Source organism: Flavobacterium psychrotrophum, from assembly GCF_003403075.1.
Lineage (GTDB): Bacteria > Bacteroidota > Bacteroidia > Flavobacteriales > Flavobacteriaceae > Flavobacterium > Flavobacterium psychrotrophum.
Genome location: NZ_CP031557.1, coordinates 82773 through 99034 on the forward strand (window position 1 = coordinate 82773; position 16262 = coordinate 99034).

Annotated in this window: 14 protein-coding genes and 1 riboswitch; of the genes, 5 read left to right on the plus strand and 9 right to left on the minus strand. The window is 41.4% G+C overall.

Translation table 11 applies throughout. The annotated features are described in order from the left end of the window. The first annotated feature begins 40 nt into the window (after positions 1 to 40). The 4 genes from DYH63_RS00380 (at position 41) to DYH63_RS00395 (ending at position 4436) form a co-directional block, all read left to right on the plus strand. Positions 41 to 2794 carry a TonB-dependent receptor gene (locus DYH63_RS00380; protein WP_116786909.1) on the plus strand — a complete coding sequence of 918 codons (2754 nt, stop codon included), beginning with the start codon at positions 41 to 43 and terminating at the stop codon, positions 2792 to 2794. 41 nt (positions 2795 to 2835) lie between these two features. Next, entirely contained in the window at positions 2836 to 3741 is a 906-nt protein-coding gene (gldA, locus tag DYH63_RS00385; RefSeq protein WP_116786910.1) for a gliding motility-associated ABC transporter ATP-binding subunit GldA, read from the plus strand. 172 nt (positions 3742 to 3913) lie between these two features. Beyond that, positions 3914 to 4150: a hypothetical protein gene (locus DYH63_RS00390; RefSeq protein ID WP_116786911.1), complete on the plus strand. Its 237-nt coding sequence runs from the start codon at positions 3914 to 3916 to the stop codon at positions 4148 to 4150. After that, positions 4134 to 4436 carry a type II toxin-antitoxin system RelE/ParE family toxin gene (locus DYH63_RS00395; RefSeq protein WP_116786912.1) on the plus strand — a complete coding sequence of 101 codons (303 nt, stop codon included), beginning with the start codon at positions 4134 to 4136 and terminating at the stop codon, positions 4434 to 4436. The genes DYH63_RS00390 and DYH63_RS00395 overlap by 17 nt, the downstream gene beginning before the upstream one ends. A gap of 112 nt (positions 4437 to 4548) precedes the next feature. Here DYH63_RS00395 and DYH63_RS00400 read toward each other — a convergent pair whose 3' ends face one another. The 6 genes from DYH63_RS00400 to DYH63_RS00425 form a co-directional block, all read right to left on the minus strand. Then, positions 4549 to 5298, minus strand: a complete 750-nt coding sequence (locus tag DYH63_RS00400) for a head GIN domain-containing protein (protein ID WP_116786913.1) — start codon at positions 5296 to 5298, stop codon at positions 4549 to 4551. A 12-nt stretch (positions 5299 to 5310) separates the two neighbouring features. After that, positions 5311 to 6411 carry an acyloxyacyl hydrolase gene (locus DYH63_RS00405; protein ID WP_116786914.1) on the minus strand — a complete coding sequence of 367 codons (1101 nt, stop codon included), beginning with the start codon at positions 6409 to 6411 and terminating at the stop codon, positions 5311 to 5313. Between the two features lie 79 nt (positions 6412 to 6490). Then, the gene (locus DYH63_RS00410) at positions 6491 to 7345 is read right to left on the minus strand and encodes a TlpA family protein disulfide reductase (protein WP_116786915.1); all 855 of its coding nucleotides are present in this window, start codon (positions 7343 to 7345) and stop codon (positions 6491 to 6493) included. A 114-nt stretch (positions 7346 to 7459) separates the two neighbouring features. Then, positions 7460 to 8416: a methylenetetrahydrofolate reductase [NAD(P)H] gene (metF, locus tag DYH63_RS00415; RefSeq protein ID WP_116786916.1), complete on the minus strand. Its 957-nt coding sequence runs from the start codon at positions 8414 to 8416 to the stop codon at positions 7460 to 7462. A gap of 88 nt (positions 8417 to 8504) precedes the next feature. Further along, a complete protein-coding gene (metH, locus tag DYH63_RS00420; protein WP_116786917.1) occupies positions 8505 to 11177 on the minus strand; it encodes a methionine synthase in 2673 nt (890 codons plus the stop codon). Continuing rightward, positions 11177 to 12175 carry a homocysteine S-methyltransferase family protein gene (locus tag DYH63_RS00425; RefSeq protein WP_116786918.1) on the minus strand — a complete coding sequence of 333 codons (999 nt, stop codon included), beginning with the start codon at positions 12173 to 12175 and terminating at the stop codon, positions 11177 to 11179. Before DYH63_RS00425 ends, metH begins: the two co-directional genes overlap by 1 nt. A gap of 102 nt (positions 12176 to 12277) precedes the next feature. Next, positions 12278 to 12383, minus strand: a riboswitch (SAM riboswitch). A gap of 196 nt (positions 12384 to 12579) precedes the next feature. Here DYH63_RS00425 and DYH63_RS00430 point away from each other — a divergent pair. Next, entirely contained in the window at positions 12580 to 13032 is a 453-nt protein-coding gene (locus DYH63_RS00430; RefSeq protein WP_116786919.1) for a DUF6367 family protein, read from the plus strand. Between the two features lie 60 nt (positions 13033 to 13092). Here DYH63_RS00430 and DYH63_RS00435 read toward each other — a convergent pair whose 3' ends face one another. From DYH63_RS00435 to DYH63_RS00445, 3 genes are all read right to left on the minus strand, one after another. Continuing rightward, positions 13093 to 13617 carry a hypothetical protein gene (locus DYH63_RS00435; RefSeq protein WP_116786920.1) on the minus strand — a complete coding sequence of 175 codons (525 nt, stop codon included), beginning with the start codon at positions 13615 to 13617 and terminating at the stop codon, positions 13093 to 13095. 298 nt (positions 13618 to 13915) lie between these two features. Then, positions 13916 to 14344 carry an OsmC family protein gene (locus DYH63_RS00440; RefSeq protein ID WP_116786921.1) on the minus strand — a complete coding sequence of 143 codons (429 nt, stop codon included), beginning with the start codon at positions 14342 to 14344 and terminating at the stop codon, positions 13916 to 13918. 804 nt (positions 14345 to 15148) lie between these two features. Continuing rightward, positions 15149 to 16159 (minus strand): alpha/beta fold hydrolase, encoded by a 1011-nt coding sequence (locus tag DYH63_RS00445; RefSeq protein ID WP_116786922.1) that lies wholly within the window; start codon positions 16157 to 16159, stop codon positions 15149 to 15151. Positions 16160 to 16262: the final 103 nt, after the last annotated feature.

Consider the following 16262-nt stretch of genomic DNA (forward strand, 5'->3'; position numbering starts at 1 on the left):
TGTTACCCTTACATACATCACCACACATTCCCTTTATCCCATGAACAAAATAGTACTGGGGCTTATGCTGCTATGCACGGCAGTGGGCTTTTCGCAAAATATAAAAATAGAAGGTACCATAAAAGATTCTACAGGCGTAGCATTGGAGATGGCAAATATTATGGCAGTTAATAAAACTACCAATGCCATGGAATCTTATGCCATTACTGATGAGAAAGGCCATTACCAGCTAAACCTTACCGCTAATACTGCCTATGGCATTAAGGCCAGTTATATAGGTTACACCACTTTTGAAGAGAATCTTACCACAGGTAGCGGCACTATAACAAAAAACATAGTGCTTAAAGCCGGGGTAGAGCTTCAGGAACTGGAAATTGTACATGAGATGCCGGTTACCATAAAGGGAGATACCATTGTATATAACTCTGATTCGTTTACGAATGGTACCGAACGTAAGCTGGGCGATGTGCTTAAAAAACTACCGGGTGTTGAGGTAGATAGCGATGGTAATGTAACCGTAGAGGGGAAAACCGTTACTAAACTAATGGTGGAGGGTAAAGATTTTTTTGATGGTGATACCAAGCTGGGCGTAAAAAACATTCCTGCAGATGCTCTAGATAAAGTTGAGGTATTGCGCAATTACAATGAAGTGGGCCAGCTTAAGGGACTTGAAAATAATGAGGAGAATGTAGCCATGAACATTAAGCTGAAAGAGGGTAAAAAGAACTTTTGGTTTGGCGATATTACCGCAGGGGCAGGTACCGGAGATGGCGCACGTTATGTAGTGAATCCGAAACTGTTTTTTTATAGCCCATTGTACAGCATAAACCTGATTGCTAATTTTAATAATAATGGCGAGATGCCGCTTACCATGCAGGATTATTTTAAAATGACCGGCGGTTTCAGGAACATGATGAAAAAAGGCGGCACTACTTTTAACGTAGGCAGTAACGACCTGGGTATTTCTACCCTGCGCAATAACAGGGCAAAAAATATCGAAACAAAATTTGGTGCGGCAAACTTTAGCTATAACCCTACAAAGGCGTGGAGCCTGAGTGGTTTTGCTATTATTAATTCTGGCCGTACAGAGATGCAAACGCACAGCCGCAATACGGTACTTGATCCGCAAACCGGTGAAGCGCAAACTGTACAGACTACAGATGAAAAATCATTACAGCGTACTGATTTCAGCCTTATAAAAGTGAGTTCGAGCTATAAGCCCAGTAGCCGTTTTCAGTTTGATTATGATGCTTTTGTAAAAACATCAAAACAAGGCGAGGATACTGATTTAATGAGTGTAGTAACACCTGAAACAGAGCAGAGCCAGAATATTTATACCAATAAAAAGCAACATCCTTTCTCGTTCAACCAAAATGCAAACCTGTATTATACCATGGATGATAAAAATGTATTTGCTTTTGAAGCGCAACACCTTTATCAGGAGGAAGATCCGTTTTACAACGCAACGCTCGATAATAACCCGTTTCCTGATGCCACCACCGGAGATGGTGCACTAAACCTTGGCCTTGCCGATGCCATTCAGTATAACATCAACCAAAAGCGTTTTGTAACAACGAATAAGATAGATGCCAAAGCAGACTGGTATTATATGCTTACGCCAAAGGCTAACATCAATATTACGCTGGGTAACACATACAGCTACCAGAATTTTGATTCTAATGTCTTCCAGATACTAGATACCGGAGAGGTTGATAACCTGAGCAGCAATACCCGCAATGATGTAAACTATATTTTTAACGATGCATTTTTAGGGTTGCACTATAAGTTTATACTGGGTAAGTTTACTTTTAACCCGGGTATAAGCGCCCATAGTTATACATCGCACAACGAGCAGCTGGGCACAACAGTAGCTAATGATTTTACCCGTGTATTACCAGATGTATATGCTGTTTACCAAATCAAAAAATCTGAAAGGCTACAGTATACTTACAATATGACAACGCAGTTTACGGATATCGCTAAGTTTGCGCGTGGGCTGGTACTTAATAATTACAACTCGCTTTTTCGCGGTAACCGTAATCTTGAGGGAGCATTGTACCAGGCGCATAACCTGAATTACTTTAAGTATAATATGTTTAACTTTACCCAGATATTTGCGAACCTGAATTACAGCCATAAGGCAAACGATATCAAATCGCTTGCTGCTTACAGCGGTATCAACCAGGTAGGCACGGTTGAGAACTCTAATTTTGCCGATGAAATTCTGTCGGGTGCAGTAGGGTATAACCGCACCTTTGCCCGTTATTATAAAGCATCGGCAAATGCCAGTGTAGCGTGGAATAAGTACAACAACTTCAGGGCAGATAACAGCATAGATGATGAGGTAACCATGGCAAATGCCATTCGTCAGGTAAGCGAGCAGGTAACACAATCGTATACCGCAAGCCTTGGTACGATATACAAAACCTGGCCAAATCTTGAAGTAGGCTATTCGGTAAACATAAATGCTTATGCAGGTAACAAATTCTATACGCACAGCCCTTTTGCCCGCCTCGATTACTTGTTGTTAAAGAATATTACCATTACAGCAGATTATACCTATAATCATTATTATAATGATACACACACCAGCGATAACGAGTACGACTTTTTAAATGCCAGTGTAATGTACCTTACCAATAACAAAAAATGGGAGTTTAAAGTAAGCGGTACCAACCTGCTAAACACCACATCGCTAAATGACGACAGCTTTAACCAGTTCAGTACCCGTACGTCTAAGTATACCGTGCAGCCCCGCTATTTATTCTTTACCATGAAGTATAATATAATGTAGCATTTAGAGTTTTCTTAGTACTTTTGTAAAAACGTTAGGACATGTCTATAGAGGTTAAGGAAATTTCAAAGAGTTATGGCGAACAGAAAGCGCTTGATGCGGTTTCGTTTTCAATAAACAAGGGAGAGATCGTAGGATTTTTGGGGCCTAACGGTGCCGGTAAATCCACCCTCATGAAAATACTTACCACTTATCTTGCTGCTGATAATGGTACGGCCAGCGTTAATGGCAGCGATGTTACGACAGCACAAAAAGCCGTGCAAAAATCGGTAGGCTACCTGCCGGAGCATAATCCGCTATACCTTGACCTGTATGTGCGCGAATACCTGGCCTTTAATGCAGATGTATATCATGTGAGCAAAAACCGTATTGAGGAAGTAATACAGCTTACAGGCCTTACGCCAGAAGCGCATAAAAAAATTAGCGCACTTAGTAAAGGCTACCGCCAGCGTGTGGGTCTTGCAAGTGCACTGCTGCATGATCCTGAAGTTTTAATACTGGATGAACCTACCACAGGACTCGACCCTAACCAACTGGTTGAAATTCGCGGACTGATACGTAACATTGGGAAAAATAAGACCGTATTTTTAAGTACGCACATTATGCAGGAGGTAGAAGCCATTTGTGACCGTGTTATTATTATCAACCAAGGTAAGATAGTTACAGATAAGAAGCTTAATAATCTTGTAAAGGATGATAAGCAACTACAGGTTATTGAGGTGGAATTTGACCAGCCGGTAACTGCCGAAGCCCTGCAAACCATTCCTGAACTTACCGATAGTACAAACCTGAAGGATAATATTTGGGTACTTACCTTTACTGCCGATAAAGACATGCGCCCTGCCGTGTTTGACTTTGCACACGACAACAACCTTAAGACTCTGCAGCTTACTCTTAAAGGCAAAAATCTGGAAACTGTTTTCAGGGAAATGACAAAAAAGAAGTAACCATGTGTGGCGTACCATTACCCTGGTGGGTTGAAGAAATAGACAAAGATAAAGAACAAGGAGAAGCTGTGCCTGATACTAACCTGCCTGAAAAGGATAGCGATGAGAAGTGTTAGAAGATATTACAAATAAGATTTTGTATATTTGAGATAGTAATTAAAAGCGAAAAGTTATGGGAGTTGAATTGCAGATAGAGAAAAAAAAACTTGAGCTCATACAATGGCTTTCTACCGTTGAAGATATGACTGTTATTGACCAGATAGCAGCGTTGCGTAACCGTCAGAAAGACTGGTGGGAAGATATTTCTTTGGATGAAAGAAAAGCGGTAGAGCAGGGAATTGCTGAAGCAGATGCAGGTAAATTAAACCCAAACAGCGAAGCAAGGAAGTTATATGCAAAATGGTTATAAAATTTTATGGACTGATTTGGCACTTGCGGAATTAGAAACGACTATTATTTACCTAGAGGAATATTGGACAGAAAGAGAGCTTAGAAATCTGGCTGCCGCCTTAGACCAAACATTGATGCTAATATCCTCAAATCCATTTCTCTTTCAGGTTTCAGATATTAAAAAAGATATCAGAAGGGTTGTAATCGTAACGTTTAATACACTTTATTACAAGATTAACGGCGATACAGTTGAGGTGCTTTCTTTTTTTTCTAACCGAAAGAATCCTAAAAAGAGAAAATTATAGGGTTTCTCATTCAGATTTTCAGAAGGAGCAATCTCTATAAAGTTTTTTACGAGATTCCTCAACTGCGCTGCACTGCGTTCGGAATGGAACATACACAATCCATCACCCCAAACTACTTATATACAACTTTCCCGGTATATACCCGACCCACATCCACAACTGGCGGTTGGTTGAGCAATACTAAATTTCCGGTAGAATATATCTCACCGCTTATTTTCTGGTTTGCTTTTACCATAATATCGTTACTACTGCGGTGAAAAATGCTTACATTTTCTACTGCTAAGTTAGTGCCGTCAAATCGGGCATCGCCCGCATAAAAATTTACCGAAAGGTTATTTACCCGACCGTTAATTATACAGTATAAGTTTTGGTTGTCCTCCACGGTAAAATTCTCACAATCTAGGTCAAGGGTTACTGTGCCCGATGCGGTTTCGCTTATAAGCCCGGACTGCACATATAAGGATGGAAATTTAAGCACACCAGCAGACCGCACGGCAAACTGTGTAGCCGTAAAGATCTTTTCGAGATGCGGAGTGGTAACCGTTATGGTTGTGGTTTTATATGCATTTACCCAGTTACAGTTATTAGCATTGGTAAGCATCAGCGTACTATCTGTAACTGTTGCGGTAATATATTCTTTAAGGTGTTCCCCTGTTTGTACAATTACGCTTTGGGTATCACCCTGTACAATAACCAACTCAATACCTGCCGAAACGTGTATGGCTGTAAAATCTGGCACTGCAAGTTCATAGGCTACAGTAGTACCCATTTTCCTGAAACATTCAGGCGCATTATCACCATTACAGGATGTAACCGTAACAAAAACGAGTATTAAGATAACTATCCGAAACAGGTAATTCATAATTCAAAATAATTAAAGACGGTACCCTATACCAAATTCCATTACTTCTGCCTTGGCACCATGCGTTTTTAAGCCAACTGACCCAAAGATGTTTTTAGAGAAATAATATTTCATACCTACGCGTTGGTACAGGCTGCCTGTACTTTTATAAGGCTCATATACATAATAGCCTACCTGGCCTTCTAGAGACATACGGTTGATGTATAGCTCATAGCCACCAAAAACGCCCACTTTATGATAATCGGTATTAGGGTTAGTTGGTGTTTCGGGATAAGCGACAGACATATAGCGAATATAATCCTTAAGGTATTTCGGGATAAAAAATTCTGCTCCAAATTGAAACCCGCTTTTACGGCTTATGCGCTTGTCTATGTAACCGCCAATGGTATAGTAGGGGTATTGTTTGCTGCCTATAACATCGCTTTGGTTTACGCCGCCGCGAAATACAATGTTATAATGTAGTGGTTGTTTGTAATCATAAACGGTATCATGCATAATAGTATGATATACGTTTTCAGGCTTTCTGCCAAAGGTATAGTTAACCCCTGCGTTTACAGCAAGTGTATTAGTACTGGTATTGGGTGACTTCATGCTGGCATTACTGTGGTGCACAAAAATAAGTCCGGCCTGTATGCCTAACCCTTTTATAATATCGTGTTTTGTGTAGTTCAGCATAAAATAAGTAGACGGCATTAAATGCTCTCCATAAGCATAGTTGCGAAAATTAGTCTCCTTATTGTAAGGGTTGGTATTATAGGCCACACCCTGCCCCAGGCGGAACATAAGGCAGCGGTTAAAAAAGTAAAAATTGTAATGCCCATAAAGCCCAAACATTTCGCCAAGCGCCTGGTTCTTCATATCCTGGTAATGAAAACTTGCACCATAATCAGGATAGTTAAAGGTACTTTCCCACTCGTGGTTGCCAAAGGTTTTGCGGTTAAAGCTGATAATAATACCTTCAGGATGTGCCGTAATGAGGTGCTGTATGCTTTTGCGATGCGGAATAATGTTGCCATAAAAATAATTGGCATCAACAGTGTAACTGCCTTCAGGGGTTTGCTGAGCAGATAACAGGTACGAAAAAAACAGCAGAAACAGGGTTACTTGCCTCATTTTATTGGTTAAGCGGCAAATATATGAGAAATGAAAGGGAATTTAAGAAAAATGTAGGTAAATATGGGTTATTTAAATGTTAATCCTGTTTTTCTAATGGGCCGGCAACAATTTTGGGTTTTTTACCCGATGTAAGTTTTTTTAGTAATTTCCTTAAGTCCTTAGGTTTGTCTTTTAAGCCCATAAACTCTCCGGTGTATTGTATTTTTCCCTCCTTATCAATAACAAGGGTAGTAGGATAAAATTTTATTCCAAAACGATCGCACAGTTTTTTTGCATCAGCTACAATAGTGTAGTCATATTTTACCTTACCCAAAAATGTCTCTACTTTGGTCTTTTCATCAAAAGTTACTCCAAAATACGCTACTTCATCGGTGCCAAATTCTTCGCGTATTTTATTCAAGTCAGGCATCTCCTGTATACAGGGAGCACAGGTTGTAAACCAAAAATCGAGTATTATTATTTTATCACTAAGACTTTTAGATGTATAAAGGTTACCGTGTATATCTGTCATTACAAGATCATCAATCGTAGAGCGCATTAATTTTTTACGGTTCTTGTCATCCTCTTTAAAGTATTTGTTCCAGTGTTTATTATCTGCCTTTACTTCTTCATCTGTACGTTTATGCAGTATTTCGTAAAACAGGTTGCTTACAGTGTCGCGGTATGATTTTATGGTATAATATGAGGCATCTTTGGTTCTGGCTTTAAAAATAGAATCGGCATAAGCGCGTGTGTAAGTGGTACCATCATCTTTAAGTCGCTTTATTGCATAAAAGAGACTATCGTATTTACTTTGCGGAAAAGTATTAAGATATTCTGTAAACTCGTGTTTTTTTTGCTTTCTTGTAGAAGAAGTAAGAAAAGGATAATCCTGTGCAAAGGTTGCAATGCTGCACAGCAATAGCATCATTAAAAAGACATCTTTTTTCATTTTGATTGGTATAGGTTTCTTTTAAAAACAAAAAAAGGCACCGTTTATTGTGCCTTTGATGTCATTGTTGAACTATCTGTAATTCTGACAATCTAATATACCAAAAATTCTAAATTAAAATATCTCCTTAGCAATTGCCTTAACGCTTTCAGCCTTACCCATGCTGTAGTAATGCAGTACCGGTATACCGGCTTTAACAAGCTCTTTGCTTTGCGCAATGCACCATTCAATACCTACCTGTTTTACAGCATCATTGTCTTTAGCTTTTACCACCGCCATAATAAGGTCGTCCGGCAGGTCCACACTAAAACGATGCGGAATGGTATTTAGCTGTTTTTTAGTGGCAATGGGCTTAAGTCCCGGAATTATAGGCACGGTAATACCCTCTTTACGACACTTGGCTACAAAGTCAAAAAACTTTTTGTTGTCAAAAAACATCTGGGTGATGATGTATTGGGCACCGTTTTTTATTTTCTGTTTCAGGTAATGCATGTCGCTGTCTAAACTGGGAGCCTCCATGTGCTTTTCAGGGTAACCGGCTACGCCAATGCAAAAGTTGGTCTTTGCCGAGTTTTGCAGGTTATCATCAAGATATATACCGTCGTTAAGGCTGGAGATCTGGCTTACCAGTTCAGTGGCATAATTGTGCCCGTCTTTTTCTGCCCGAAAGTATATTTCGCTCTTAACCGCGTCGCCACGCAGGGCAACTACATTCTGTATACCAAGGAAATCGAGGTCGATCAAAAAGTTCTCAGTATCTTCTTTAGAAAACCCACCACACAATATATGCGGAATGGCATCTACCTGGTATTTGTTTTGTATGGCAGAACATATACCCACAGTGCCGGGGCGTTTTTTAACTACGCGCCTTTCTAGCAGGCCACTGGGTAGTTCCTTATATTCATATTCCTCCCGATGGTAGGTAACATCTATAAAAGGAGGTTTAAATTCCATTAACGGGTCTATACCATCAAAAATAGACTGTATGTTTTGCCCCTTAAGCGGTGGCAATATCTCAAAAGAAAATTGTGTTTTGCCCTGGGCATTCTCTATATGTTCGGTTACTTTCATTCTTTTCTTGGTTGTTAGTTGCCGGTTGTTGGTTGTTGGATGATCATGAGTAAGCCCTGACAACCAATAACTATCAACCATTAACCAATTAATCTGCTATATTAGGGTTAAGCCATTTAAAGGCAGTTGTTTCTGGTACGCCACGGCGTTTTGCGTAATCTATAACCTGGTCCTCTTTTATTTTACCAAGGCCAAAATACTTACTCTGCGGATTTGCAAAATAATATCCTGATACCGATGCGGCAGGCCACATGGCCAGGCTTTCGGTTAAGGTAACGCCTATCTGTTTCTCTACATCAAGCACCTGCCAAATCGTGTTTTTTTCTAAATGATCCGGGCAGGCAGGATAGCCTGGTGCAGGCCTAATGCCTTGATATTCTTCCTTTATAAGATCGGTATTTGTTAGATGTTCATCGGCAGCATAGCCCCAAATCTCAGTACGTACTTTTTTGTGGAGGTATTCGGCAAAAGCTTCTGCAAAACGGTCGCCGAGTGCCTTAGCCATGATTGAGTTGTAGTCATCGTGCTCCTTTTCAAACTCAGCGGCTTTTTCATCTACACCAAATCCGGTGGTCACAGCAAATGCGCCCATGTAATCCTGTTTGTTCAGGTTTTTTGGGGCGATAAAATCTGCTAACGCAATGTTTGGCGCACCCTTGGTTTTTTGAGATTGTTGACGAAGTGTCAAGAAAAGCCCCCCAACCCCTGCTTCGGACGTATTTAGCAGTTCTATATCATCATCGTTAACCGTATTCGCAGGGAATATTCCGTAAATACCACGGGCTTCAAACCAGTTTTCGTCTACAATTTGTTTCAGCATTTTTTGTGCATCCTCAAAAAGCGATTGTGCCTGTTCGCCCACTACATTATCAGTTAATATGGCGGGATATTTACCGTGCAAATCCCACGTCTGGAAAAATGGTGTCCAGTCGATAAACTCCACCAGTTCATCCAGCTTAGGATAAATGGTATGTACGCCTAGTTGCTTTGGTACAAAAGCAGTGAAATTTTCCCAGTCCAGTTGAAGTTTGTTTTTTCGGGCATCCTCAATACTAAGGAAATCTTTATCGCGGCTGCGGTTAAGGTAGCCTTCACGCAGTTTATCATATTCTTCGCGTATGCCCTGTGCATATTCTGTTTTTGCGCTGTTAAGCAGGTTACCGGCAACAGTTACGGCACGGCTGGCATCATTAACATGCACCACTGTTTCGCGGTATTGCGGCGCTATTTTTACAGCGGTATGCGCACGGCTGGTGGTGGCACCGCCTATCATTATAGGGATGCTTATATTTAGCCTGTCCATTTCTTTGGCCAGATATACCATTTCGTCCAGCGAAGGCGTTATAAGTCCACTAAGCCCTATGATATCTACCTGCTCTTTAACGGCGGTTTCTATAATACGCTCAGGCGGAACCATTACCCCAAGATCAATGATCTCAAAATTATTACACCCCAATACTACGGCTACGATGTTCTTACCAATGTCGTGTACATCGCCCTTAACAGTTGCCATAAGCACTTTACCGGCGCTTGATGATTTTCCATCTTTCTGAGCTTCGATATATGGAAGTAGGTAAGCCACGGCTTTTTTCATTACCCGTGCCGATTTTACTACCTGCGGCAGAAACATTTTTCCGCTGCCAAAGAGGTCGCCCACCACGTTCATGCCACTCATCAGGTTAATTTCAATAACCTGTATGGGCTTCTCAGCAAGTTGACGTGCTTCTTCTACATCAATTTCTATAAATTCGTCAAGGCCTTTTACAAGGGCATGGGTTAGCCTTTCCTGCACGGGCAGGCTGCGCCACTCCTGTATTTGTTTTTCGGTGGTTTTTACGTCACCTTTCACATTTTCGGCGAAGGCCAAGAGGCGTTCTGTAGCATCATCGCGGCGGTCGAGCAGTACATCTTCCACATGCTCCATCAAATCTTTATCTACGTTGTCGTAGACTTCGATAAGTTCAGGGTTTACAATACCCATATCCATACCATGCTGAATAGCGTGGTACAAAAATGCAGAGTGCATGGCCTCCCTTACGCGGTCATTACCTCTAAAGGAGAACGATACGTTACTTACACCACCGCTTACGTGAGCATGGGGCAGGTTAGTACGTATCCATTTTGTGGCATTAAAAAAGTCGATTGCATTGCGGCGATGTTCTTCCATACCCGTTGCCACGGGAAATATGTTTGGGTCAAAAATTATATCTTCCGCAGGAAAGCCAACTTTCTCAACCAGTATATCATAACTGCGTTTACATATCTCGATACGGCGTTCGTAAGTATCGGCCTGTCCGGCTTCGTCAAACGCCATTATGATGGCCGCCGCGCCGTAACGTTTTATCTTTTTAGCATGATGGATAAAGTTTTCCTCGCCCTCTTTAAGACTGATGGAGTTTACCACACTCTTGCCTTGAGCTACTTTAAGCCCTGCTTCGATGATCTCCCATTTAGAACTGTCAATCATCAGGGGTACGCGGGCAATATCCGGCTCAGAGGCAATAAGGTTCAGGAATTTGGTCATGGCATACACGCCATCAAGCATTCCCTCATCCATATTTACGTCGATAATCTGCGCGCCACCATCTACCTGAGCACGGGCAATATCAAGAGCCTCCTCGTATTTTTCTTCTTTTATAAGTCTTAAAAACTTTCTTGACCCAGTAACATTCGTCCGCTCCCCCACATTAATGAAGTTGCTTTCGGGTGTTACGATCAATGGCTCTAAGCCTGATAATTTAAGATATCTCTGTTCTGCCATTATGCGGTTACCTCAGTTTTTCGGGGCTGATATTGCGAGGCAACGGCAGCAATTAATTTTATGTGTTCAGGCGTAGTGCCGCAGCAGCCGCCTATTATATTGATAAGGTTGTCGTCAAGGTATTCCTTGATTAATACCTGCATTTCTTCGGGAGTCTGGTCGTACTGACCAAAGGCGTTTGGTAAGCCCGCATTAGGGTGTGCCGAAACGCTAAACTGCGTGTTATGTGCCAGCCTTTTTAGGTAGGGCTTTAGCTGGTCTGCACCCAGGGCACAGTTAAAGCCTACGCTTAATAGCGGAATGTGCGATATGGATATAAGGAATGCCTCTACGGTTTGCCCACTTAATGTGCGCCCGGAAGCATCGGTAATGGTTCCGCTTACCATGATTGGGATGTCAATACCCAGTTCATCTTTAACTTCTTCGATGGCGAAAAGGGCAGCCTTGGCATTAAGCGTATCAAAAATGGTTTCAACCAAAAGTATGTCTGAACCGCCGGCAATAAGCGCTTTTACCTGTTCTTTATACGCAATAAGCAAATCATCAAACGTTACGGCACGATAACCGGGATCGTTTACATCGGGACTCATGCTGGCAGTACGGTTAGTGGGGCCTATAGAACCAGCTACAAAACGCGGCCTCTCCGGGTTGGCTGTTGTAAATTCATCGGCCACCTCGCGTGCCAGGCGCGCCGACTCATAATTAAGTTCATAAACCAAATCTTCCATGTGGTAATCGGCCATGCCTATAGTAGTACCGCTAAAGGTATTGGTTTCTACAATATCGGCACCGGCGGCAAAGTACTGTCGGTGTACGTCTTTTATTGCCTCGGGTTGTGTAAGCGTTAAAAGGTCATTATTGCCCTTAAGCGGGTGAGGGAAGTCCTTAAAGCGGCTACCCCTAAAGTCGTCTTCGGTAAAATTATAGCGCTGCAGCATGGTACCCATGGCTCCGTCGAGCACGAGTATCCTTTCATTGATAGCTTTGTATACTGACATAAAATTTGTTTCAAGTTTAAAGTTTCAGGTTGCCAATCGGTACCTGAAATTTGTTTCTTAAAATCATGTCATCAGTAGGGGGAGAAGGAGAAAATTCCTTTTGTGTTATCTATCTGCGCCTAAGCGAAGTAGAATGTAGCACCTTCTTTATAGTAAAGGGTTGCTAAGGCTTCATTGGGTCTAATCCCTCTGCCTTTCGTGATAACATAACAATTGTGTTAAAGAACAGTGCAAAAGTAAGATATAGATTTGTAGAATGCAAATAATAGTTTAGGTACAAATATTTGCTTATTTTATAGTGCATCTACCTTTGCCAAAATCACCCCTCTTGATTATCCATTAATATTAGCGTAAATTCGCAACGGTACGAATACTGATTATTCGTTCTTTAACTTATATAAGAAATGAAAACATTTAAATCGCACCTTAACGCATCTCAGGCGGATGAAAGAAACCACTTTCATATTATAATAGTACGTAATACAGCTGAAACAGAAAATGGAGATGAAGGCGTATGGACTGACAGCGGTGTGATGGACTACTGGAAAAGATTAGAAAAACCAGGTTCTGATAATAGTAAGCAGCACCTCCATATAGCGCGTAAAAAGAATGTGAATACTATATTGCGAAAGATATCATGGCATTCAAACGGACCAAAGAGCGATAAAGTAGCGTTTAATAATAACCTTAATGGGGTGGACAGCGCAAAAAATATAGCCAAAGCAGTTATAAACCTGCCCGAAGATAAAGTGCTGAACGTTGTGCCTAATGAAAATGCTGCTGAACTGTTAGGCGGAATTGATTATTTGCCTACTAAAGCCAGGATTTTCGTGTTTTCAATTGCAGATAAGGCGTAGCAATACTATAGATTGAGCCGTATAGAGTAGAGTACAGCTATTTAAAAATTAAAGAGGCAACTATACAGTTGCCTCTTTAATTTTTCCTGCTACTTCCAGTACACCTTTATATAAGGCATCTCCGGCGGCGGTTGCATCTCCCGGTACGCTGTTGATAAACTTATAGCCCAACCCACGTGTGGCAGTTAAAAAGTTAATGCCTTTTTCAAAATTTTCGGGCAGATATTGCAGGCTCTCGTTTATAGATACGATGCTAAAGCCTGTACGAACCAAGTCCGGATATTCTGCTGCAAGGGCTGCACTGGGTGTGGCATCTACCGCTATAAGGTTATGCAGGTCGTGCTCCAGTACATACTCTACCACATCGTCTATTTTAAAAGGAATGGCAAAGCGTATAAAATTGGCTTCCCATGCATAGCCATCTTCGTCTTTTTCAAAAAAGGCTACATTACTATTTGTTATTACCGGAAAACGGATATCCGGAATGTTTTGCACCAGGTTATCCCGGTCTTTGGTTACTTTATTTATGAGGGCACTGCCGGCATTACCTATGCCAAACAATACGATATTTATTTTATGTGCCATAATGGTCTTTACTTTTAGAAATTAATAAAGAAACTGCCTTTGGTGCCGAATCAAAGGCAGCTCTTAAACAAACAAAAAACAACTTAAAACAAACTTATGTTTTCAACCTGCAAGGTTTTAAAACCTTGTAGGTTTGAATTTATTTATAGCTACAATATAGCAAGTGCTGCATAGCAATTTTCTTATTTCTTTGCCAGTCCCCGATGCTCATGTCCGACGGTAGGAGGAATCTCAAAAAAAATGAGATTCTTCACTCTGCTATCGCGCCGTTCAGAATGACAGGTCAGCAATATTAAATTTATACTACCGCAGCATCCTCATAGAGGCTAAGGCTTACGGGTGTGTTATTTACTAAATTTTCATAAACCGGGCTGCGAAACTGCACTTCTTTCATCCATTTTTGAAGTGTGGCAAGCGGTGCCGCAGCCGCCGGTTTCAGGGTAATCTCGATACTATCAAAGCCGGGGCGTTCTTTTTGGGAGCCGGTAAGGTTGCCCGTAATTTCTATCTGTAACGACTTTAAGGCAATACCCAGCTCTACAGCCACAATTTGCCCCAGTGCGTTAATACAGCCTGCAAAACCTGCCAGTATATATTCATACGGGTTAGGTGTTTGCGGTACATATTGTGTGCTCTGGTTAATGCGCAAATCGGCGTTTGATGTTTTTACTACAAACTGGCTGTTTTGGCCTGTGTAGCCCAGTACGTTGATAGATGGTGCTTTCATAATGATCGGGTTGTTGAGATTGATGAACTGAACTTTTACAAATAAAAAAAAGGCTCTTTCGGGTTGTTATTACCAAAAGAGCCTTCGCACATAAATTATAAACTACGTTTATACTGACGACCGTTTTGGTAGGGGTATAGGCTGCACTGCCTGCATCATACACGATGACGACTGGCAAATTAGCTGTTTACAATAATTATTAACGGTTACGGTATTCATATCTTTTTTACTTTGTAATAGTATTCTTATCTTATAAACAAAAAGCCCCTGCTTTTATTGTGCAGGGGCTTTGTAATTTTTATGTTCTTTTAGAAACTTAAAAGGAATACAACGGCGCCTCTGCCGGAAGCTGTTTCCACATAATGTACACGGATGGACAAATATTAAGTTTCATGACGATTTCTTTGTTGTTTGTCAAAAATGCAATATATTTTTCGATTATCAAAATTTAATTTTAATATTTAACATATTTGTTTCGCGAAGTTTTGGAAAGGAACTCGAAATCCCGCAAAGTTTTATTAATCACAGGTGTTCGGAAGACTTGCCAGTTGAAGAGCCCCGGAGGGGCGACATATTTATAGTAATTGTAACGTCAGAGTGAATATAGCTCCGGAGGAGCGGCATATTTTTGTAACTATGTGCCGTTCCTCCGGAACTCCTGACCATGCCCTCCACTCATTTTCTATAGACATGCCGCTTCTCCGAAGCTGAACAGGGTTATTTGGATAGTCAACTAACTCTTTAAACTCTTCCGAGCACCTGTGTTTGCAAATCTTTGTGCAACATATCAAAGGACTCGTAAAATCAAACTTTGTGTTCCTTTGCGCTTTCTTCGTGAAACTTTGTGTAATTCTCTTCAAACACAGGCTTGAATATTCGTCCAAGCTGCAGGTGTTCTATTAAAAAAGCATCATGCCCGTGTACTGATCGTATTTCGTTATAGGTAACGCTTACTCCTGCAGCTTTAAGCGAAACATAGGTAATCTGGGTTTCATCGGCCGTAAAAAGCAAATCGGTATCTACAGCTATCAGGTGCACTTTTGCCTTTATCCTTTTGGCCGCAGCCAGAAAATTCTTTTTGCGTGTAATATCTATAGTGCGTAACAGTTGGTTCATAAGCTTGTAGCTGGGAAGCGTAAAACGGTTTTCGAGTTTTTTACCATGCTTGTCGAGCCAAAGTTCTATATCATAAATGCCATCCAGGTTTTTCCTGTTAAAGCGTTGTTGCAGCGACTGTGGTGTGCGGTACAGCAGCATGGCATGCAGGCGTGCATCTGCAATGGGGTTGGTACTATTGTTTAATATCCGCTCCTGTACAAGTGTGTTGGCAACAACCCAGTCGGTGGCTTTCCAGTCTGTAGCAATCGGGATAAGGTGCTCGGTACGTTCAGGCTCAAGTGCGGCCATGTGCCAGGCAATACCACCACCCAAGCTTCCGCCGATGAGCGCAAAGAGCTTGCCTACACCCAAAATGTTAAGTCCCTGCCAGAATAACTTAGCAACATCTTCAGCCGTCACATCCATATAATCATGGATGAGGTTTTGTGCAATGCCATCATAACCGTTTCCCGGAGTGTTAAAGGCAATGACTGTAAAATGGCGTGTGTCAATAGTTTTTGCATTGCCAATAAGGTCATTCCACCAGCCATTAGTGCCGCTAACATTACTGTTTCCGGTAAGTGCATGGTTTACCACAATTATGGGGGCAGTGCCAATTTTCGGGCCAAAGGCCTGATATGACAGCGTAACCAATTGCAGTTCCTTGCCGCTTTCCAGTTGCCAGTAGGGGAGTATTATATTTTTTACGTCAGGCATTTCTTTTCTTTTTTAAATAAAACTGTCCCCGCAATTGAGCGGACGGGGAACAGTTTACAACAAACCAAATAACAAACATTATGTTTTTCTTCCTTCTCCTGAT